General features: G+C 54.5%; 16 protein-coding genes, 1 tRNA gene and 1 pseudogene. 10 read left to right on the top strand and 8 right to left on the bottom strand.

Annotation, left to right across the window (positions count from 1 at the left end):
• Positions 1-76: 76 nt before the first annotated feature.
• Positions 77-763 (bottom strand): ligase-associated DNA damage response endonuclease PdeM, encoded by a 687-nt coding sequence (pdeM, locus tag C1T17_RS01020; RefSeq protein WP_104951807.1) that lies wholly within the window; start codon positions 761-763, stop codon positions 77-79.
• A gap of 91 nt (positions 764-854) precedes the next feature.
• Here pdeM and C1T17_RS01025 point away from each other — a divergent pair, with 91 nt between their 5' ends.
• Complete coding sequence (locus C1T17_RS01025; protein WP_104954923.1) at positions 855-1,655, top strand: rhodanese-related sulfurtransferase; 801 nt, start codon at positions 855-857, stop codon at positions 1,653-1,655.
• Here the strand turns inward: C1T17_RS01025 and C1T17_RS01030 are convergent.
• Positions 1,628-2,608 (bottom strand): aspartyl protease family protein, encoded by a 981-nt coding sequence (locus C1T17_RS01030; RefSeq protein WP_104951808.1) that lies wholly within the window; start codon positions 2,606-2,608, stop codon positions 1,628-1,630. The two genes, C1T17_RS01025 and C1T17_RS01030, sit on opposite strands and share 28 nt — an antisense overlap.
• A 179-nt stretch (positions 2,609-2,787) precedes the next feature.
• On the opposite strand from C1T17_RS01030, the gene C1T17_RS01035 reads away from it, so the two are divergent.
• The 4 genes from C1T17_RS01035 to C1T17_RS01050 all read left to right on the top strand — a co-directional run bounded on the left by C1T17_RS01035 (position 2,788) and on the right by C1T17_RS01050 (position 6,428).
• Entirely contained in the window at positions 2,788-3,354 is a 567-nt protein-coding gene (locus C1T17_RS01035) for a winged helix DNA-binding protein (protein ID WP_104951809.1), read from the top strand.
• Between the two features lie 74 nt (positions 3,355-3,428).
• Positions 3,429-3,504 (top strand) — tRNA-Val (locus C1T17_RS01040).
• A gap of 1,640 nt (positions 3,505-5,144) precedes the next feature.
• Positions 5,145-5,849 carry a hypothetical protein gene (locus tag C1T17_RS01045; protein WP_104951810.1) on the top strand — a complete coding sequence of 235 codons (705 nt, stop codon included), beginning with the start codon at positions 5,145-5,147 and terminating at the stop codon, positions 5,847-5,849.
• Positions 5,850-6,035: 186 nt separating this feature from the next.
• Positions 6,036-6,428, top strand: coding sequence for a transposase (locus C1T17_RS01050; protein WP_104951811.1), 393 nt, complete (start codon positions 6,036-6,038; stop codon positions 6,426-6,428).
• A gap of 234 nt (positions 6,429-6,662) precedes the next feature.
• Here C1T17_RS01050 and C1T17_RS01060 read toward each other — a convergent pair whose 3' ends face one another.
• A complete protein-coding gene (locus tag C1T17_RS01060; RefSeq protein ID WP_104951813.1) occupies positions 6,663-7,799 on the bottom strand; it encodes a polysaccharide biosynthesis/export family protein in 1,137 nt (378 codons plus the stop codon).
• 246 nt (positions 7,800-8,045) lie between these two features.
• Between C1T17_RS01060 and C1T17_RS01065 the strand changes: the two genes are divergently transcribed.
• The 3 genes from C1T17_RS01065 to C1T17_RS01075 all read left to right on the top strand — a co-directional run bounded on the left by C1T17_RS01065 (position 8,046) and on the right by C1T17_RS01075 (position 10,581).
• Entirely contained in the window at positions 8,046-9,137 is a 1,092-nt protein-coding gene (locus C1T17_RS01065; protein ID WP_223262730.1) for a capsule biosynthesis protein, read from the top strand.
• Between the two features lie 71 nt (positions 9,138-9,208).
• Positions 9,209-9,937 carry an ABC transporter permease gene (locus C1T17_RS01070; RefSeq protein WP_104954924.1) on the top strand — a complete coding sequence of 243 codons (729 nt, stop codon included), beginning with the start codon at positions 9,209-9,211 and terminating at the stop codon, positions 9,935-9,937.
• Entirely contained in the window at positions 9,934-10,581 is a 648-nt protein-coding gene (locus C1T17_RS01075) for an ABC transporter ATP-binding protein (protein WP_104951815.1), read from the top strand. The genes C1T17_RS01070 and C1T17_RS01075 overlap by 4 nt, the downstream gene beginning before the upstream one ends.
• 264 nt (positions 10,582-10,845) lie before the next feature.
• Here C1T17_RS01075 and C1T17_RS01080 read toward each other — a convergent pair.
• From C1T17_RS01080 to C1T17_RS01100, 5 genes and pseudogenes are all read right to left on the bottom strand, one after another.
• Positions 10,846-11,016 (bottom strand): annotated as a pseudogene (locus C1T17_RS01080) (IS5/IS1182 family transposase); the annotation flags it as partial.
• 67 nt (positions 11,017-11,083) lie between these two features.
• The gene (locus tag C1T17_RS01085) at positions 11,084-11,995 is read right to left on the bottom strand and encodes a GDP-mannose 4,6-dehydratase (protein WP_223262731.1); all 912 of its coding nucleotides are present in this window, start codon (positions 11,993-11,995) and stop codon (positions 11,084-11,086) included.
• An 84-nt stretch (positions 11,996-12,079) separates the two neighbouring features.
• A complete protein-coding gene (gmd, locus tag C1T17_RS01090) occupies positions 12,080-13,114 on the bottom strand; it encodes a GDP-mannose 4,6-dehydratase (RefSeq protein ID WP_104951816.1) in 1,035 nt (344 codons plus the stop codon).
• A 283-nt stretch (positions 13,115-13,397) separates the two neighbouring features.
• Positions 13,398-14,540, bottom strand: a complete 1,143-nt coding sequence (locus C1T17_RS01095) for a hypothetical protein (protein WP_145958928.1) — start codon at positions 14,538-14,540, stop codon at positions 13,398-13,400.
• Between the two features lie 203 nt (positions 14,541-14,743).
• Entirely contained in the window at positions 14,744-16,651 is a 1,908-nt protein-coding gene (locus tag C1T17_RS01100) for an FkbM family methyltransferase (protein WP_104951818.1), read from the bottom strand.
• Positions 16,652-17,611: 960 nt separating this feature from the next.
• On the opposite strand from C1T17_RS01100, the gene C1T17_RS01105 reads away from it, so the two are divergent.
• Together C1T17_RS01105 and C1T17_RS01110 are read left to right on the top strand one after the other, a co-directional pair.
• Entirely contained in the window at positions 17,612-18,118 is a 507-nt protein-coding gene (locus tag C1T17_RS01105) for a DUF4214 domain-containing protein (protein WP_189338444.1), read from the top strand.
• Positions 18,118-22,032: a glycosyltransferase gene (locus C1T17_RS01110; protein WP_104951820.1), complete on the top strand. Its 3,915-nt coding sequence runs from the start codon at positions 18,118-18,120 to the stop codon at positions 22,030-22,032. The genes C1T17_RS01105 and C1T17_RS01110 overlap by 1 nt, the downstream gene beginning before the upstream one ends.
• Positions 22,033-22,137: the final 105 nt, after the last annotated feature.

Genomic DNA, 22,137 nt, shown 5'->3' on the forward strand with positions numbered 1-22,137 from the left:
ATGCAACAGTATGATGATGCTGCATCGCAACAGTTTTCGCTTTCCGTAACGGCAACCTTGAGCGAAGTAGTTAACGTTACTGTACCGTAACTTTTAGTGGAAAGCGCAGTAACTGACTATGGATGGGCACTAGCGCTTCGGCTGCTTCCCCGACTAGCGCTCGAATTGCGTCGTGACCGGCGTCCAGTCCACCCGTTAATGCTCCAAAAGCAGGGAGGATTATCTTTCGTGCCCCCGCGACAAAGCAGGCTCGCGCCAAATGACGTCCCCGCAGCTTCAAACGAATTTTAGGATGAAAGTGCCCGGAGATCTCGTGTCGCGCGTCCGCAACATCGGCCTCATGGCGGAGCAGCACACCATCTACCAGCGCTTCATCGACAGTGCGTCCCCCAAGGGAGGAAAACGCTTCCGTTTGCGCCATTGCTGCATCATGATTGCCCGTCACCCAAGTCCATCTCAGCCGATTGGTGAGAGCTGCAAGTCGCGCGCGGACATCGACGGGCAAGCGCGCGGGTCCATGACTATCGTGGAAGCTGTCACCCAGGCACCAAAGCTCGGTCGCACCGGTTTGCTCTACAAGGGCTTCCACTGACTCAAGCGTCGCCATGCTATCATAAGGGGGGAGCATCTGGCCGGAGCGCGCGAACCAACTCGCTTTTTCAAAGTGCAGGTCGGCAACCAGCAGCGCACGACGCGCAGGCCAGAACAAAGCGGTCTGGGGCAACGCATGCATCTCATGCCCAGCGAACGAAAGGTGAACCATTGCTTCTCTATGCGCCGAGCCGCTAGGGGTTTCAACTCCCATCCCGCAGGATTATAGCGCGCGGATGATCGATCCGTCGCAAAATTCTTCGTTGATTACCGTGGCTGCGCTTTACCGCTTTGCCCACTTTGCTTCTCCCGAACAATTGCGGCTTCCCCTGCTGACGCTGTGCACGGTGCAAGGGGTTCGGGGTACGCTGCTGTTAGCGGAAGAAGGTATCAACGGCACCATTGCGGGATCGGCGGAGTGCGTCGCGATGGTGATCGCTTACATCCGCACTCTGCCAGATTGCGCCGACTTGGATGTCAAATATTCCACCGCAGAAACGATGCCCTTTGGCCGCATGAAAGTGCGTTTAAAGCAGGAGATCGTGACGATGGGGCAGGAAGGACTCGATCCGGTCAGGCAAGCGGGAACCTATGTGGACCCCGGAGATTGGAACGCATTGATCGACGATCCTGATACGGTCGTCATCGACACCCGGAATGCCTATGAAGTGGCGATAGGCACCTTTGCAGGAGCGATTAATCCCCATACGAAGTCATTCCGCGAATTTCCGGAATGGTTCGATACTTTCGCCGCGAATCTAGCAGCGCAAGGCCGAACACCCAAGATCGCGATGTTCTGCACAGGCGGCATCCGGTGCGAGAAGTCGACGGCATATGCTCGTGCGCGAGGAGTGTCAGAGGTGCATCACCTCAACGGAGGCATACTTCGCTACCTTGAGGACGTTCCGCCCAACGAAAGCCGCTGGCAGGGAGAATGCTTCGTCTTCGATGAGCGTGTGGCAGTGGGGCCGGGTCTGCGGCCGGGACATCATGTCCTTTGCAGGCGATGCGGTGCGGCCGTTCCTTCGTTAGCCGATCATGGTTGCAAGCGAGATTTGGGCTGAAGCGACGCCAACTGGCGATTATCCAGTGCACCCTGATCGGGTAACAGGAAGTCGACGCGCTTTGCGCCAAAATCGATCGCCACTCGTTGAAATGCCCTTAGTGCGCTGATTCCAAGCAGGAGCGCGGGCTTGTCCGTCAAGCCAAGCTCCGCGAACGGCGCCGCTTCTGCGAAAACCACCGGGAGATCGGTCATCTTTAGGCTACCCATCTTCACTGTCTTAATGGTGCCCCATTGACCGACAATCGAGTCGCCCGTCACGCTCACCATCGTAGCGCTTCCTTTGAAGCGCCCGGCTTTATTTTTGGTTAAGCGCTTCAACAAGGCGGCGTTCCCAATGCTGTAATCCGACCCGGTGTCGAGGATCACGTTCACTTTATGCCCTTCAGCGTCCGAATTGAGCAGGATCAACTGTCCCAACTTGCTCCGCGCCGTAACGACAATCGAATCCGCATCATCCCGCGATCTTTTTTGCCGGCTGGGACCAATCTCCATTCGACCTGATCGGAAATTAAGGACGAGGCGCTTTGATTGAAGCCCGTCCAATCCCAACAATCCTTCAGCGCCCAGATGCTCACCTTGAAAAACCGGTGCCTGAATACCGCGGAGCGACGTAGCGCCAAAGGACAGGTTGGGAACAATCACGGTCTGAACTTGCACCGATCCAGTCATGCTAATGACTGTAACGGGCACGTCGGAAACAAGCGCCAGCCTGTCGGCAAGTTCGCGAGACACGACGGTGCGTTGCGACCCCGTATCCACCACAAAGGAATATGGGCCTTTCTCGTCGATACGGATGGGAATGGTGACGCGGTTGTCGATGTCCTTGGCGGTTCGGACGACGACAGGCGGATCTTCGGGGTTCAAAGCCTGCTGATCCGTTACCTGCGCGAGCGCCGGAACGTTGAGGAGCGCGAATGCAAACCCCAACAGGGTGCGCCGCAGCCGCTTCATCACGCCCTCCTATTATAGCTATGTCAGCAGAATATCACATCCGCGGAGATGCCTCAATCTGCCCTGACGCAAGCAAGCGACGTAGAACATTCAACAAAAAATCGCAGGCACGCAAATATATTTGCTTTTTCGCACCAGATTGGAGATTAATCGCTAAGGGCGGGTAGGGAGCATACCGAATGGAGCAGAGCGCAAAACTTGAGCAGCTAAGTTTGGAGGTGCAGCGCCTGTCGCGGACACTGGATGAAATCCGTTTTCCGGCGCGGACGTCCAGCGAGGATCCCGCCGAACGGAGGCGAAGGCCATCCAATGATTCTACAGTAGCGGGAAAGAAACATACGAACTGGTCGGTGCGTTCGGAAGTGCGCAACCCCATCTTTGGGAACGGAAGCGCTATACTGACGGCTGCGATCGTACGCGATCTGCTCCGCGCCCGGCGCTTGCGCGATCAGTTCTTCGGTGGTGAGCTGTTTGCTGATCCTGCGTGGGACATGATCCTCGATCTCATGGCGGCGCGGCTGTCAGGAGAACGCGTCTCGGTGTCGAGCTTGTGCATCGCCGCGGCGGTGCCGCCCACCACGGCGTTGCGGTGGATACGCCACCTTACACAGGCAGGTATATTAGAGAGGCGTCCTGACACACAGGATGGCCGCCGCGTCTTCATCGCCCTTTCGGAAAAGACGGCCGCGGCTGTTCACCGTTGGTATGCGTCCAGTCTCGTGACGCACCGCGAGGATGGGGACTAAACCGCAGGATAAAGGAACACACAATCCCGCTTGACCGCCGCAACTATGGCCTTAGATAGACCAAATCCTCTAGGGGGCGATTAGCTCAGTTGGTAGAGCGTCTCGTTTACACCGAGAATGTCGGCGGTTCGAGCCCGTCATCGCCCACCATTTGCAATGCCCGCAAATGCTAGCTTTGATCACGGAATCTATTGGAGTGGCCCAAACGATATCTTCGCACAGCGAGCTAGCCTTGATGATGTGACCAGTAGTGCGCCATGACTCATGATCGTATGGCTTTGCAATTAAGGTCGATGTCGTTAATCGCATCCGTTGTTCGCGATGAGCCGATTGCATCTCTCATCACGGAGGCGCTTCAAGGGTTTGCCTCAGGCAGAGGTGAAGCGTTTCCTTGAATTGCATACGCAGGTTCCGAGTAAGCGACATGGTCATGTTACGTACCAACAGCTGCGCCCCGTTCTCACGGGTTCCTCTGTGCAGGGTACATCCAGAGCAGCTCATGAAATTTCAGTCTGCGGAAGGGCTTTCATAAAGGCTTGATTTCACTGGAGACATTCCAACGAATTCAGAAGCGGGGGCAGGCAAGCCGTTTGCTGTGGTAGATCCTGACATCCACGCTGATTTCCCCTCCGTGGGTTTCTGTCTTGGGGTTCCTGTTGCCATCCTATAACGGCGAACTGGACGAAGGGCAGAAACGCGATCTATCCGTATATGTGCCGCCTTCGTGGTTGTGAGCGATTGGAAAGTCGGTCAAGCGCGGAAGTGGCTGAAGGCGCTTTGAAGCGGTGCTTGGTCATCTGGTTCAAAGTCCGGCCAGGTTCGCCTTTTTCTTAAGGCTGTTCCGCAAACGCGGGGACAAGGCTTGCCGAGGCAAAGAATATCCGCAGAGGCGTTAATCTTTAGATTACGACGGTCGAGAAGAAAACATCTCTGCTGCTCGATCGCGTCATGGCAACTGGCAACGGTACAGGCATGCCACTACGGGCATGGGGCGGTCCGCCTCGTGTCGAGAAGCGCGGTCGCCGCGTCGCGATCGCCGGTGCAGGCATTACTTCACTGGGCCGAACCCTTGCGTTTCCACCGGCTCCGCGCCTCGTCTGGAACGCCAACGCCAACGCCAGCGCACCGATCCGCTTTAATGTGGAAACCCCCGGCGCGCCTGTTGGACTCGGTGACACGGTCATCACCCAGGTACCCGATCCATGTAGCATGCTGGCGGAGAGGCGTCGTTATATCCCGCCAACGTACCTTTGGGGAAATATGTCGCGGCGGCGGCGGACGGCGAAGTCTGCGCGCTCGGGCACGAGGTGTTCACCAACGGACGCTGGTGGCGGAGCGGGAGTCCGCCAAGCTGTACTGATATATAACAGTAATTTGTCGATTTTCGCATTTTCGTCATAAGTATGGTCATAAAATATTCTTCGTCATAAGTTTGGCATTTTTACGTCGCAAAAACAACATTGGTAAATAGGGTATTTGCTAGAACGCCGAAGTATCATCTTCGTTCATATCAAGTCACCTCTTCTTCGGTTTAACGCCTCCGCAGTTGGAATTGATGTTACACAACACAACGATAGGCTTCGGCTTGCGAACTTAATCGCATGATCTTTTCATTGCTGAACTTGCTCCCTTCCATCTTCGTCCAACTCCTTCGTGTAGGCGTCTACTTAGAATCCGACACATTCTTGAGGATCGCGTCAATATTATTTGATAAAGGTAGATATTCTTGTAGACGTAGTAGAAATTTCAGTTCAGGCAACGCTGAATAACTCACCATATCTGGCGAACCAATGCACAAGATTTTCTTTTATCATATGCCGAAGGCTGGTGGCACTTCAATCAACTCAGCGCTTAAGAATACATTTGACGTCTCATGTATTGCTCCGCTTATAGAAAATGATTCGGTAGGGCATCAGATTCACTCAGGCCAATATCGTAGTTTTCGTGGCTTTGATTTCTATTCTGGTCACTATGGAACGGACATTTTCGACGCAGTTGCGGATGGTCACATATCGTTGTCGAACTTCCGTCACCCCGTCACCCGAATTTATTCACTGTACCGCTACTTCCGTGGCATCGAAGTGAGCGCGCACGATCTTAGTCAGCGGCAATACGCTGCTGTGCGCAGAGCAAAGGACGCATGTTTTGCTGATTTCGTAGCTACGGATGATGAAGCTGTCTCAATCTACATTTCCGACCAGCAGGCACGACAACTGACCGGGTCGCCTTGGGCACTACAGAAGGAAATTGATACAAATGCGGCTAAAGCAAGAATTGACCAACTTGCATGGTTCTACGTTTGTGAGCAACCAGAAGCATCATTAGCGTGGCTTGGGGAAGTTCTGGGAATCTATTCCATCCCCGTCCTAAACGTGACCCCCCAAACATCCGTTTCAGAAGAACTTAAAGCATGTGAGGACACGATATTAGAGCGCAATCAAATTGATCTCGCTCTTTACAAGTATGCGATGGATCGGCTGAATAGCGGAGTTTAAAACCGGACAAATTAACGACCTTGCGTGAATCTATTGAGCTCCAAGAGCCCTCAGGCTGCCGCGAGATTGTCGGGGCTCAAGACCTCGATAGCCCCCTATTTAAGAATCCGCTAGGACCCGGAAGCATTAAATCATTTGCATTGGCGGTGATCGGTTGATTCGATGGTGGCCTGAGAAGGTGCCGCCATGAGTGATCTGATCTCGTTGTCGGAGACGCGGATGCGCCAGATCGAGCCTTATTTTCCGCTGTCACACGGAGTGCCGCGTGTCGATGATCGCCGGATCATCAGCGGCATCATCTTCGTAGTCAGGAACGCTTTGCGGTGGTGCGATGCGCCTGCGGCGTACGCACACTCCAAGACGATCTACAGCCGCTCCATCCAATGGAGCCGTCTGGGCGTGTTCAACACGATCTTCCCAGACCTCGCGGCGAAGGGTGGGAAGCCGGATCAATTGATCATCGACGCGATCCATCTCAAGGCGCGCCGGACGGCAGCCAGCCTGCTGAAAATGGGTCTGTTCCCCCGACGTATCGGACGCACCAAAGGTGGCCTGAACTCGGAGCTTCATGCCGTCTGACGATGGCAAGGGCAGGCCGTTGGTCATGTTGCTGAGCGAAGGCCGGATGAGCGACTATAAAGGGGCCGCCTTGGCAGACCGGAAGATCGCCGCCTGCATTCCGTCAAAAATGAACCGCAAGATGCCAGTTGGCACGACACGACGCTCTATCGCCAGCGCCACAAGATGACACTGGCGATGTCGAAGGTCTGGATTTCCATAATATACCACTAAAAATAACGGCGAGGAATCGCGTCAGTTGTTGCTGTTCTGAACCGTTTGTACCGCGCTGGTGACGGTAAGGATTGGGGAGAAGAGCTGGCTGATAAGCTGGATCAGCTTGCTGGGCTGGTTGGCCGCAGCATTGCCGAAATACAGCACATCCTTGTCCTGCATCACAAAACGCTGGGCCACGAAGTAAGAACCGGTTTTCATCATGTTGAGATGATAGACTATCGGCACTTCATTGCCTTGGTCGTCGCGCACATAGCGGAATACGAATATGGCGGCGGGATTACCGACGCCAGGATTGACACCTCCCGAAGTGGCGACGGCTTCAGCTAGCGACACTGTCGACCGGCTGAAAGACACCTGCTCCACTCGCCCTGAGGCACCCAGTACTGAATAGGTGCGTGGATTATTGATCAAGATCAGTCGGTCACCGGGATAAGCGCGGACATCCAGTCCCGGATTGTCGATAAGGTCATTAACGCGAACATCCACGTTCTTGCCGGAACGGGTTACCCGCAACGTCAAATCCTTGGCGCTTCCCCTGTAGCCACCAGCAAGAGCGATCACGTCGGACAAGGTTTCCCTGTTTGTTTGCAAGACCAAGCGACCTGGCTTTGCTACTTCACCTCCCACAATGATCGAATTTGTGATAGCTTGGCTAAGCGTGATCAACACCTGCGGATTCTGTGACAGGCTTCGCAAAGAATCGCGAACCATTGATTCAACTTGCCCGACTGTCAGGCCCGCCACGTGGAGCGTCGCTGCATAGGGAATGGAAATATCGCCAAGGTCATTCACGCGTGTCGGCGGCAGTTTTTGTACTTGCACGCCCGGCGTCGCGGTCGCCGCCCCGCCAACAGCGTTACCAGAAAACAGAGTGACGCCCGCTTCATATATATTGATGTCCAGCACATCTCCCGGACCAACGATATCAGTTGGTGGGGGTACAATATCCGGCAGCTGGGATGTAGGTGTTACGCTCACGCCTTTATCTGGCAGGTCTGCAACGGTGGCAATCTGCACCAAACGGATCGCCTCCCCAACCTGCGGTGCCGCCGCCGACTTTTCGATCTGTCCGCCAGTGGGACCGCTCGACGGAAGTGTGGCGCAACCTGCCAGCCCTGCGAGTAGGACCAGATAAACAGAATTCTTGGTCTGCATTGATTTTTGTCTCGAAGATCTTCAGATGTGACGGTGGCGTCCCTTAGCACCGTCATTGAAAAATGGACAATAGTTCCTCTGCCTATTAAGTCGCTAGTTCGATCCCGCTTGCGCCCCCAATCATGTTGTCCTAGCGCAAGGCGCTTGAGTCCCCTTGAGGCACCGTAAAGAGTTATGAACGTCAATCCCTCGTTTCCAGTCGAGGCGCAAGCACCGGTCGCGCCTTCTGCCTTATCGCGTTGGCTCATGAAACGGCGCTGGTTCCTGTTGATGGTCGGTCTTCCTACGCTGCTTGCTGCGGTCTATTATGGGCTGATCGCCTCAGATATCTTCATTTCCGAATCGCAGTTCGTCATCAAGAGCCCAGACCAGAAACGGTCGCAAATGTCGACGCTGGCTAATTTGGTGCAAACGACTGGCCTGTCCGGCGGACATGAGCAAACAAGCGAGGTACTGACCTATGTCCGATCCCGCGATGCACTCAAGGCACTGGAAAAGAATGTCGATATCCGTGACAAATTCTCGACACCGCAGGCCGATTTCCTGAGCCGCTTCCCCCGGCCTTTTGCAGAAAACAGCTTTGAAAATCTGTTTGCATACTATGGTAAACGTGTTGATGCACGCATCGACACCGAAACGGGAACGGCGACAATCAAGGTTGAGGCTTTCACTCCGCAAGACGCTTATGTGATCAATCGGAGGCTTCTCGACCTTAGCGAGACATTGGTTAATCGACTCAACAATCGCGTGCAGAGCAAGGGCATTTCTGAAGCACAGAGACAGGTCGAGTTAGCGACCCAAAGAGCCAAGGATGCGCGTATCGCTCTAGCCCAATATCGCAATGCTCAGTCGCTAATAGACCCCAGCAAACAGGCGGTCGGCGTACTGGATATCGCCAATAGCATGACGGCGGAGCGCGCTGCCCTGCAGGCGCAGCTTGATACCATGCAGCGCCTGACACCAAGAAATCCTTCGCTACCTGCGATTCGTAGTCGGATCAACGCGATCGCCGTGCAGATAGCCTCGCAAGGTAGTCGCGTCGTAGGCAACGGGAGCGGCATCGCATCTAAGCTCGGCGACTACGAAAATCTTCTAGTAGAACAGGAATTCTCGACCGATAGCTTGACTGCAGCCAACGCCGCATTAGTCCAAGCCAGAGCTGAGTCCCAACGCCAACAATTCTATCTGGAACGAGTTGTTGATCCAAACATCCCTGACACTCCGCTTTTGCCCAAGCGTTTCCTCAATGTCCTGATTGTGTTAGCTGCATCGGCCTGCCTTTATTTTATCGCTTGGATGTTCATGGTCGGCGTCCTTGAGCACGCGCCGGAAGACTGAACGTGGTAAAGAGCAGCTTGCATCGACTGCAGAATGGCTGGGCTGTTCAGGTTCGCGTTATCCACGCTTTGATGATCCGCGAGCTGATTACCCGCTTTGGACGTGAAAACATTGGCTTCCTATGGATAATGGCTGAACCGCTGCTGTTCGCTGGGCTCGTTGGTGCTGTTTGGCACTACACGCACGGTTCAACTGAACATGGAGTGAGCGTGATCGCGTTCGTAGCCACAGGGTATATCCCGATCACCTTGTTTCGACATGGCGTATCACGCAGCGTCTCGGTCTTCACAGCAAACCAAAGTTTGCTTTATCATCGTCAAATCAAAATAGTCGATTTCATTCTAGCGCGATTCATAATCGAGGCTCTTGGCGGCATGATGGCGTATTTATTTATGGCCGTCGTTCTGATCGGCTTTGGTGAATTCCCGATCCCATCGGACATCGGGCTTCTGATCGCCGGATGGTTCGTATACGCCTTTTTCTGCTTTTCCCTATGCCTCATCATTGCTCCGCTTTCAGAAGTGTCCGAAGTCATGGAAAAATTCATTCCTGTAATAACTTATATAATGATTCCTTTTTCTGGCCTATTCTACATGGTCTCTTGGGTAACCCCGGAGGCTAGGCAGTTTTTGCTCCTCTCACCCTTTGTGAACGGAATGGAAATGATGCGGAAGGGTATTTGGGGGGACGATGTAACGGCCTATTACAACATCTGGAATCCTATTGTCTGCTCAACCGTTGCAACTCTGATCGGTCTTATCCTTTGCCGTCGCGTCCGCCGCAAGCTAACGATCGAATGATCGTCTGCTCAAACCTGTCGAAATCCTATTCGCACGGCGGTAGAGAGAAGCACGTTTTTAAAGGCGTCAACCTTTCTATCGACCGGGGCGATCGCGTTGGACTTCTGGGTCGTAATGGCGCGGGCAAAAGCACATTGATTAAACTGATAGGGGAGGTGGAGATGCCGTCCTCTGGCAAAATCTCTCGAAGCATGTCGGTATCTTGGCCGCTCGGTTTCGCGGGAGGTTTCCAGGGAAGTCTGACGGGCTTCGACAATGCCCGTTTCATATCGCGTATATATCAGCGAGAATTTTCCGACATTCGGCGCTTCGTGGAAGACTTCACCGAGTTGGGAAAGCAATTGCGAATGCCGGTAAAGACTTATTCATCCGGTATGCGCGCTCGTCTTGCGTTCGCTCTCTCTTTGGCAATTGAATTTGATTGTTATCTGATTGACGAGATAATCCTCGTCGGCGATCAGAACTTCCAACGAAAGTGCCAGGTCGAGATGTTTGACAAGCGTGAGGACAGATCAATGCTTGTGGCTTCACATAGCCCAGAATTCATCAGAGGCTTTTGCAATAAAGCTGTGGTCATTCATCAGGGACAAGCCACGATGTTTCATGATGTTAACGAAGCCGTCGAACTATACGCCAACCTGTGATTGAGATGATCAAGTCTTCGATGCAATCTTAAATACGACCTACCCGGACGGAGATGTTGAGGACCCGGAACCGGCGATCCGCGACGAACTGGTCATGCACTAATGCGAGTTCCACCGCAGATTAGGCAACGCTTGTACCGGCGGTGCATCCGCGCCTCCACCGCTCGCTTACGGACCTTATGCGACCGTACCGTCAGGGCTTCCTGGCTGCAAGCCGCTGGGTTTCTTGCGGTTGATCATCACCCCGTGGCGGCGCAGCAGGTTCTCACTCCAGCTTTTCCAGCAGTATACAGTATATTGTGTGGCCCATTTTGCCCAGCGCATCCCACCAACGCAGACCGTTCCGATTTACGAAGATGATCCAATTCAGGATCGGCCGATCATCGACCCGCACTTACCTTGGCTCTTGGGGAAATACAGTCCCATACGCGCCATTTGTTCGCCCGTAGCCAATTCAGGCGTTCATACTCAATCTCCTCGCGCAGCCGAATCATTACGCAGCCTATCGATCAAGGGGTCCTGAGCCTAGCATCCATTCCAACGTATCATAAAAGGTGTAAGCCGGCCGCTGTCCGGTCATGTGCTCGATCTTGCTCCGGTCGCCCCAAAGCATCTTGACTTCATTCTGGCGAACAAAGGTAGGATTGACCGTAACTTCGAAATCAAGACCTGAGATGCTTTTTATCATCGAGATCACTTCCAGCAGGGAATGGGGCTGGCCCGAGCAGATGTTGATAATCTGACCAATGGCTTCGGGTTCAGCCAGCAAGGCTGAATAGGCCAACACGACATCACGTACGTCTGAAAAGTCGCGCGCTACGTCCAGATTACCCAATTCAATCGTCACGACCTTGCGGCGGACATGATCGACGATCTTGGGTATCACAAAATTGGTCGCCTGGCCGGCCCCGGTATAGTTGAATGGCCGCGCGATTATGATCGGTAACCGATCCTGATAAAGGCGGGCCACAAACTCCATCGCCAGCTTGCTGACCGCATAATCATTGACGGGGTCAGGAATTGCAGCTTCATTTATCGCTCCGCTAACGCGATTACCGTAAATGTTGGCGCTGCTGGCGAGAAGCACTGCTTCAGCGCCGCCGGCGGCGCTGATCGCTTCCAGCAGATTGCGCGTACCCACGATGTTGATGCGGTATATGTCCTCGACGATGCCATGGGATACGAACGCGATGGCAGCAAGATGCACCACCTTCTCGGGTCGCACCATGGCGACAATGTTCTTTAGGGCCTGAGCATCGGTCAGATCGCATGTGTGAGATGCAGTCAGCCCCCCTACCGGAACCGTGATGGCACTGTGCGAGATACCGACGACTTCATGCCCCTGCTCCGCCAGCAATGCCGTCAGATGGCGCCCTGTAAAGCCGTCTACCCCGGTAACTAATATTCTGCTCATGGCCATCTCACCATAAATGATGATGCGACATCCTGGCGGCGGCACTCGCCGTCGGGTGTCAGGTTCCTTGCTCCCATAGGGGGATCAGAAGGATGCGTTTACACTGTTCCGCACCAAGTCGGCATCGACCATCATCTTGCAAAGCTTTTCCAGTGTGGTTTCCGGTTTCCAGCCCAGCTTCTTGGTCGCCTTTTCAGGATTGCCTATGAGCAGATCGACTTCCGCAGGACGATAGAAGCGGGGATTGACACGCATCACAGTCTTGCCGGTGGCGGTATCGATCGCGACTTCTTGGTCCTCCTTGCCGGAAAACTCGACGGCGATGTCAGCCGCCTTGAAAGCCATCTGCACGAAATCGCGGACGGTTTCGGTGCGGTTGGTCGCCAGCACATAGGTGTCAGGCTCGTCTGCCTGCAGCATTCGCCACATGCCCTCAACATATTCCTTCGCAAAGCCCCAGTCGCGCTTGGGATCAAGATTGCCCAGTTCCAAGCAGTCCAGCTTGCCCAGCTTCACCTTCGCGACGCTGTCGGTGATCTTGCGCGTCACGAACTCTCGACCGCGCAGCGGACTCTCATGGTTGAACAGGATGCCGCTACAACCGAAAATATCATAGCTCTCCCGATAGTTAACCGTGATCCAGTGGGCGTAGAGCTTGGCGACGCCATAAGGGCTACGCGGATAAAAAGGCGTGTCCTCGACCTGGGGAACAGCTTGGACCTTGCCGAACATTTCCGACGTGCTCGCCTGATAAAACCGGATCTTGGGATCGACGATCCGGATCGCCTCGAGGAGGTTGAGCGGCCCGATGCCCGTAATCTCGGCCGTCGTGACGGGTTGGTCGAAGGACACCCCGACAAAGCTCTGCGCGGCAAGGTTGTAGACTTCCGTGGCGCCAGCGGTCTGCAGAAGTCGAATACTGGACGACAGGTCAGTGAGATCATATTCGACCAGCGTTAGATTGGGGTGATTAGCAATGCCAACCTCTTCGATCCGCCAGAAGTTTACCGAACTCGTCCTGCGATATGTACCGTAAACCTTGTATCCCTTGCCCAGAAGCAGTTCAGCCAAATACGCTCCGTCCTGCCCGGAGATTCCCGTTACTATCGCAGTCTTCATACTTTCCCTCATGTGGCACAAAAAGCCGGAATCAGGCCAAACAGCGCGAGCTGTGTCGTCGATCTACCCGCCAGATGCAACTCTAACGACTAATGCGGTTCCAATTGCCTCGTGCTGAGGCGACGTCCAAATTCTTCTCGGCAAAACATAGCCAAGCACTGTGGGAATGCGGCTCAACGACTGCAAATCTCACTTAAAAAAGGCTCGGCGCGCGGCCTAACAGCTTTGCCGAAAATGGCATTGACGAGCAGTTCTGTACAGTCACAGCCAGCCGGGCGAAGAATTAAACCGTCTGCGGCACCTTTGCAATGATGCCGAAGCAAGTGCTGGCATAGCCCGCAACTGCCGACTTAATATGTGCTGTGACAATTGATTGCTCCGCACTTTGCCCTTCCGGCCAGTGAGAACCATAAGGAGGAATATCGATGAAGCTGTCTAAAGGCTTGTTTCCGACAAAGAAATCAAGAGGAAACACCTCGTATCCTCTATCTGTTAACTCGTCTGCCAATTGCGAAAAATGCTTTTTTTGGAAGAGAACGCATTGAGGATTGTTATCAATCGTCTGTTCATCATTGTTGAAATTGAATTCCGTCGTGTGTACAGAAATGCCTCCGGGTCGCAATGTCTTCATCGTATTAATGACAAAATCTAGCCCGTGACGAGTTGACCCAAGATGCTCCATCGAACATATGGACCAGCAAAAGTCATATTCAACAAGATCCGATGGTATTGAATTCATATTAACAAAGCGATGTTTGACATGTTTATCAAAAATGGGGCGGTCAACCAAATCTTTCTTGAATGAAGACTCAAGCGTAGAGCTATGCTCGTTGCTATCGAGCCATCCGGCAGATTTGGCGATTTCTGTCTCGAGGTCAGTCACTAGGGTGTCGATGCCCTGCGAAGCGAGATAACTGGCTATAGGCTCTTCTCCGCAACCAAATCCGAGCGCCCTAGCTCCAGGCCTAAGTAATCCGTGCTCATAGACCGCTTGTAGAACATAGGCATACTCCCACAGCTTCCTGTGAAAGATAACTGGAAGCTTGAGTTCGCCCAGCCAATATGCCACCCAATCGCTTTCAAGATCCTCTTGGGTTGAAGGCTTCCAATTCAATCCAATGTGAGCGGGCTCGAGCCCATTGCGTATAGGCAGATCTGCGGCAAGCTGGATGGCCAATTGATATCCAAAATATTTCACAGTTTGTCGTAGCATGGCATAATCTTCAGGCGGAATCGCGACAGAACCTGACGAGACATTGTCCGAGAGCGCGGTATCCGTTCTCATCGGCGGTGTCTGCTCAGGGCCGCAGAAAGCCCGCTTGACCGATTCAATGACTGCGGGGAGGGCGTCTGCCGCTACTGTGTTGTTGGATAAGTACGACGAAAGAATTTGAGCAACCAAGGCATTAGAATCAGTCTCAGACATTCAATGTTCCAGTCCCACTTTCGAGAGCCACTCAATATGGCTTCGAACCGTCTAACAAATAAGAAGTCTCTCGTGTTCGCGCGCATTCGCGACGCTTCGATACTATTCACCCCAGGACGGACAGCAAGTCAAGGTTGGAGAATTCCATCCCGCCTAGTGTGCCAAAGTAGTGATCGATCAACTTATACTGAGATATCAAACCATTAATTGGCATCACATTCTACGCGATAATGCCGTCGGCCACTTTCAGTGCGCTGGGCGCGGATTTCTTCGACTAGCGCGGCTACCTGCGCGCTCAATTCCGCAAACCGGTTATTGAGATCAGCGATCTCCGTCGGGACCGAGCTTACAACGTTGGCGATAGCGCAAATCTGCCGTTCGCGGGCGTTGCTTCCTGTCGCATCGGTCAAGAGACGATAGATTGGGCCGAGCACCGGCAACTTTGCCAGGCGATAGCGCAAGATTGCTGTATCAAGACCGGGCAACAGCGCAGCCACTTGGCTACCTTCTTCCGAATTGCGCAATTCCATCAGGACAGAAAGTTTGGGCCAGCCTGAGTGCAGGCGCGACAGATAGTGCCGGGCACCTTCGGCGTCCGGTTCCCTTTCAAGAATTGTCTTGTAGGCAGAGCCTATGAATTCAGCATCATCACGGGCCAGCAAATCCGTAACGTTAACTGCTCGCATTGCCTCCTGCACCGCGATAACTCCCTCCCCGCCTTGATCAAAGAGCAAGCTTGCCCTCCATTCGTCCACCGCCTTTGCGTGGGCAATGAGGTGCTCATCGACTGATCGGCCAGTCAGCTTCGCGAGCCTCAAACCCAGCCTTCCCGGCCAACCGCGGATTGCTTTCGGGAAGGAAGTTAGCAACTCCACCGCTCGCCGAAGTTGGGCTTCGCGCCAATCGCTATGATTTTTCGACCTATCGACTTCAGCTTGTAGCCATCCGTTGTGCAGGATTGCCTGCTCATGAGCGTGATGCTGGGCTTCAATGCGTTTTTGCAGTAGGCCAAGCTCGAGCAATGTCGCTGCTAGCTTCTCTTCCTTCGCCACAAGAACCCGTCGAACGTCGGATAACGCATTTTCCCCAGCCGTTACCCGTGCTTCCAGGGCTGACGCGACTTTTTGAAGGGTATCGCTGTGTGTTGCTTTGAGATCAGCGACCCATGCCGCATGCACAGCAGCGTCAGATTCGATCTGGCCCTTGAATGTAGCAGCTTCCAACTTGGCCTGATCGCGAGTTTCGGCAAGCGCATGCGCTTCCTGCCTCAAAGTCTCGATCTGGCCCTTGAATGCAGCAGCTTCCAACTCGGCCTGATCGCGAGTCTCGGCAAGCGCATGCGCTTGCTGCCGCAAGGTGGCAACCTCACGTTCGGCGCTGTCAAGTGTAGCGACGTTTTCGGCCACTAGCGCACGGGCCGTGAAATGAGACGAAGTAACGTTAATATCGTCGAAAATATTGGGACCTAACGCTAGGTGCTCGGCCCGCCTCGCGCACGATTCATGAACGAAATAGCGGCTCAGGCCGTCAAACAGCACATCGCGATAGCCACGACTCGTAACCAGATCGTGCCACTTAGAATCTGTACGATCCTGTGTTAATGGCGCCGTCGCTTCTATCACCAGAACTTCAGGTCGGGCGGGGTGCGCCCCCCAGCTGGCGAGCACATCCGACTCCATGCCTTCAACATCGATCTTCATCCAGTGCACTGGGTCAGTGCCCATCTGTTCGAAGATATCGGCGAGGGTGATTGTTGGGACTATGATCTCGTGGCAGGGCCATCCCGCTTGAGCATGGCGTTCGGCAATATCCGCGCACCCTGTCGAAAGCCCGGTATCCTCAATGCTCCAGAAGTGAAGCGATCCTGACGTCGTACTGACAGCTGCCGCGATCACCGTTTCATCCGGACGGGCTTTCCGCATCGCCTCAGTATAGGTCGGAGAGGCATCGACGTGAACGCCGCGCCAACCGAGTTGGTAAAAAGCCAAACTGACCGAGTCCAGCACAGGATCCTGGGATCCAATATCGAGGTACCGCCCGCGCTCAACATCAAAGAACGCGCGCCACAGCCGAACATCCTCGAAATTTTGAGCATAGCTGGTAAAACTCATACTTTGATCACTCCGCAACCGCGCTGCTGGCGCACTCTTGCGCAAGGTGGATTTTTGTCCCCCTCATACGCACCGTCTGAACGCAAATGATGGACGCTCCCGCGATCCGGCATCGCCGGGCATCTAAGGCTTCTGCAGCGCCCGCCTTCCCGCATCGGAGAGTGATGCAAGCTGCAAAGCAGTCCCCAAGTCGGTTGACGCCGATGCGAATTCGGGCATCGCGATGTCGTGATGATGCCACACCATACATCGCATTCTCCTCAAAGCCCTTGCCAGTGCAAGACTATTATCTCCGCTCCCGGTTGGACCGGCGAGCGTGCCTTGACAAGACTCATTCTGGAAGTTGCGCAAATTCGTGCTGCCAAGATCGAAATCATCGCACCTAGGTCAAGCTGGCCTCAATCAGCCAATGCCTTAATTTGCGCCGTATCGAGGGAGGCCACGCCCGCACAAGTCGAGTGCTCAAACTGTCCGAACATTATTTGCCCTGCGAGCTGGCGCGAATTGCCTTCGCCGCTACGCTCTTCTAAGCATCGAGCATGGTTTGCCACAATTTTCGTCAACAGGAATTCATGAAGCGTCCTATTCCGATCCTGCTGGGCGCGTGCTCAACGCTTCCTTCAAGGGGGCCGATCGCCCGCGAGGTATTGCGAACATCGGCTGAAGACAAGCAGCTCGGATTGTCTGTTGTCTTTGCCAAGATCCTCCGATTCAGGCGGACGAGAAGGGCAACCTGGGTTTAGGTTTTCTGAACCGCCGTGCTTTTCGGCATCGGCCAGTGCTGGTCACTTGCCGGATACCGCGGTGAGCGGGGCAGTTGTTTCAAGTGTCATGAGGCGAGCTCGATCTGCCATTGTAGCGCGTTTATCAAAACAAGGTTAATCTCAACAGTTTTTATAACGGAGAAAAGAGATTAGTAATTCAGCCGAAATCCCGCATGTAGAAACCCTTCCCGAACTATTGTCACTGCCTAGTTCGCTTTTTCTTCGGGCGGCTTACAAGCTCGTGCTTGGTCGCGAGGCGGATGAGACCGGCTTGCGTAATTACATGGAGGCTCTTTCCCAAGGTTTTGGGAAAGATTCTATCCTGATAAGCTTAATGAATTCAGACGAAGCGCGACGGTTGACCGGCGAGAACAAGCCAGGCGTCGCGTCCGCCAAATCGGATGTGCTGTCGCGCGAACTTGCTCAACTATGTGAAGATCGGAACAAGAGGCGACTTACGGATCGAATTTTTCGCAGCGGAAGAAGTAGCGCGAAAAGAAAAGAATTAAATGTGCTGGAGTTCAGACTAGAAAGCATGTTTTTGTCGATGCTCAGCCAGGTGAAAAGCGAGATATTGCAGGGAATGACTCATCGCTTGGACCTCAATCACGAGGTGGGCAAACCTGCACAGAACAACTCGCGAACTGTCAATGTCATTCAGGCACAAAGGCGGTCGGTCTCTCGCCCGGGGAGAGACGGCTGATGCGTATCGCTATCGACCTTCAAGGAGCGCAGGGTGAAAATCGGCAGCGCGGCATTGGCAAGTATTCGCTGAATATTGCCCTGGGGCTGGCCCGGTTGCGCGGCGCGCATGAAGTGTACGTCGTGCTCAATGGCGGTCTCCCCGAATCGATCGGTGCAATTCGGGAAGCATTTGAAGGCTTGTTGCCGCAAGATCATATTCTGGTGTGGAACGCGCCGATGCCGGTCGAATGCACCGACCCAGTCAATTCGAAACAAGGATATGAAGCAGAATTGCTTCGCGAGGCTTTTCTGGCCGCGCTCAATCCTGATTGGGTGGTCGTCGTTTCGCATTTCGAGGGGCAGAGCGGCAATGCCGTGACGAGCGTAGGCTCGTGGCGGCGGTTGCGCACCGCAGTGGTTCTCTACGACCTCATCCCCTGGATACACGCCGATCATTATCTCGCCGAACGGCAAACGAAGTCTTGGTATTACTCGAAAATTGACAGCCTGAAACGCGCCGATCTGCTGCTCTCCATCTCAACCTCCACGCGTACCGAGGCGATCGAGCACCTCGGCTTCGATTCTGCGGACGTCGTCAATATTTCAGCAGCGGTGGATTCCTCTTTCACGCCTAAGCGTCCAACCAGTCGAGATATGGACAGATTGGCGGAGGTATACAATCTGACCCGGCCTTTCGCCATGTATACGGGCGGGATCGACCATCGCAAGAACATCGAGGGCCTCATCAAGAGCTATGCCATGCTGCCGCCCGCGGTTCGGGCGGCTCACCAGCTGGCGATTGTCTGTCATGTCAATGACGACTGGCGGCACAGACTGGCGGCCCTAGCCGACAGCTTGGGCCTTGAAAAGCAGCAAGTGGTCTTGACCGGCTATGTGTCAGACGCGGACCTGCACTTGCTCTACAACGCATGCCATCTGTTCGTCTTTCCAAGCTGGCACGAAGGCTTCGGCCTTCCGGTGCTCGAGGCGATGCAGTGCGGCAAGCCGGTCATCGCGGCCAACCTCACAAGCCTGCCGGAGGCCGTCGGTCGCGACGACGCGTTATTCGATCCTTTCGATCTCTCTGAAATGGCGGCCAAACTTGAACGCGGTTTGACGGACGATCCCTTTCGCCGCTCACTTGCTGAGCACGGCTTGCGACACAGCCAGAATTTCAGTTGGGACGCCACGGCAGGGCGAGCCTGGGAGGCGCTCGAACAAGCCCAACCTCTCGTTCTGGCCCCAGAGAGAAGGAAGCGTTTGGCGTTTGTATCGCCATTGCCCCCGGAGCGAAGCGGTATTGCCGATTACAGCGCATCCCTCCTGATGGAGCTTACTCGCTGCTATGAGATCGATGTTTGCGTCATAAATCCGAACGAAATGTCTGACGTCTACATCAGGGCAACGTGCGGCATTCTTTCCATCGATGAATTTCGCGCCTCCGCGGACAGATTCGATCGCGTCCTCTATCATTTCGGCAACTCCGTATCGCACGCCCACATGTTCGATCTCCTATCGGAGATCCCGGGCGTGGTTGTTCTGCATGACTTTTATCTCTCCGCCATTCAGATGTGGAGCGAAGTGCACAACTTGCGCTTCGCGGCTATGGCGCGCGCACTCTTGGCGGAACGTGGCTATCAAGCCGTAGCCGAAATGTTCGGGCAGACGAAGAAGAAGTTCAATTACGACGATTATCCCGCCTCTCTAGCGGTCATCCAGGATTCGCTTGGCGTCATCGTTCATAGCCAGTTTAGTTGCCAACTCGCCGAAGAGTGGTACGGCGAGGCCTGCCGTCAAAAATTCACCATTGTGCCGTTCCTCCACAGGATCGGCGTGGAGCAAAGCGCAAGGCGCGCCGAAGCGCGGAAGCAACTCGGCCTGTCGGCAGATGCATTCGTCGTTTGCTCGTTCGGATACGTGACCGAAGCCAAGCTCGTCGCGCGGTTGATCGACGCCTGGGTAGCGTCCGGCTTGGCGGACCGCGCCGACGCGCATTGTGTTTTAGTCGGCGACGCTCCCGGCGATTATGGTGATCGAACGAAAGAGTTTCTCGCCAAAACTTCGAGAGCGAGGCGCATTAAGATCACTGGGTGGGTGGACGAGGGTGAGTATCGCCTATGGCTCAGCGCGGCCGACGTGGCAGTGCAACTGCGCGAGAATTCGCGCGGCGAGACATCAGCCTCGATCTATGACTGCTTGGGCAGGGGCTTGCCTACCATTGTGAATGCGCACGGATTCGCTGCGGAGCTTGATCCCAAGGCGGTATGGATGCTGCCCGACAAGTTCGGCGAGGACGAATTGGTGGAGGCTCTCGAAACGCTTGCTGATGTCCCCGCCCGACGGAAAGAGATCGGCGCATATTCGCGCAAATTGATCACCTCCACCCAGAATTCGCGGCGATGTGCCGATCTGTATTTCAACGCCATAGAGAGCGCTTATGCGCGCGCTGAACGTGACTTTTTAGGGTTCGCCACAACGGTCGACAAAAACGGCGACGCACTCTCGTCGGAGTTCATCAGCGCGCTCGCCCAAAACAACCCCCTCCAGCCGCGACGAAGGCTGTTGTTTGTCGATGTTTCGAGCGTCAAATCGCAAGACGCGGGTGATCGGAGCCGCTCAAAGCGAGAAAGCCTGGTTCACCTGTTGCTGAATCCGCCGCAGGGTTTCAATGTGGAGCCGGTCTACGCCGACAATGCCGGGAACTACATGTTCGCCAGGCAGTTCACATTGCGGTTGCTGGGATGCCCTGAAGGCGTAGCGTTCGACGAGGTCGTGACGGCGTGCAGCGGCGACGTTTATCTATCGCTGGCGAGCGGCTCATCTGCGACCGATCCGCAAGTCGGGTTCATCGAGCACCTAAGTCTAATTGGCGTGCCCATCCTTTTTCTGCCTTTCGATGGCGCGAACGAACCATTTCCAGGAGTCAAGCGCGGCGACAGAAATGCGGCGCTCGCCTATCTTCTGCAAAGCGGCTTTACTCAAGTGATCGCTGGCGAATTGTACGACCGTATCGCGGCTTCTCATTCGGGCGCAGGCCGGTTCGCTCTTGGCTTCCTCCCGATCGGAACCGAGCTGCCGAAAGCGAAGGAGCCTTCTGAGGCTCGCACCTTTCTAAAGCCGTTGGTCAAACCGTTGGTCGACGAGACGCACGCCGCCCCAATGGACGCAGCTTTCGGCCGCGAAGCGCGCGGCGATGCCGTATCAAACGATGCGAACCTATTTCATATCTGCATTCAGGACGGCATGCAGCTGCCAAGTTCGTTTTCGGAGATGATCATCCGCAATGTTCAATCACTGAAAGATGCGTATCCGGGCTACCGTCACACGATTTACTCGGGGGAGGCGCTACGCGATTTCATTCGCAAGCACTACGATAATGAAGTCTTGCGGACTTTCGATACGCTGCGCCCTTACGCGTACAAGGCTGATCTCGGACGCTATTGCCTGCTCCATACTTTCGGGGGCGTCTATTCGGACCTTAGTAACCGTTTCCTGCGGCCTATCCCACTCGGTGGAGACAAGACCCTCGCGGCGTTCAGCGATACGAATGGCGGCCTTGGCGCACCGTGGTCGGTGAACAACGGGATTATCGCGGCCAAGAAGAACTCCGCCGAAATGGAGTTCCTCATTAAGAAAATTGTAGAACATGCCCAAACCAAGTTCTATGGGCGAAGTCCGCTCTCGCCGACCGGACCCGATCTGTTTGGACGTGTTCTCGCTCAGTGCAATAATCCCCAGAACTATGTAATAGGGGATATGGCCTGCATCACGAGAACATTCTCGCAAAACGTCACATTCGTTTTCCTTGAGCCATCGGGAACTATCATCGCTGCCCGGATGAAGTCAGAAGGGGGCGACTCGCGTGCGCTGGGAATCGATTTCAATAACAACTACAACGACATTTGGAATAGCCGAGAAGTCTATGTTGAGTAGGAGCCAAATTCCGCCCGTCGCGGCGCTGCATCTGCGGGCAGGTGTGAAAGTTTTGCCGCCTCGCTCCTAGCCAGGCGGCCAGCTTTTGAACCGCACGATGACCGC

Source organism: Sphingobium sp. SCG-1, assembly GCF_002953135.1.
Classification (GTDB): domain Bacteria; phylum Pseudomonadota; class Alphaproteobacteria; order Sphingomonadales; family Sphingomonadaceae; genus Sphingobium.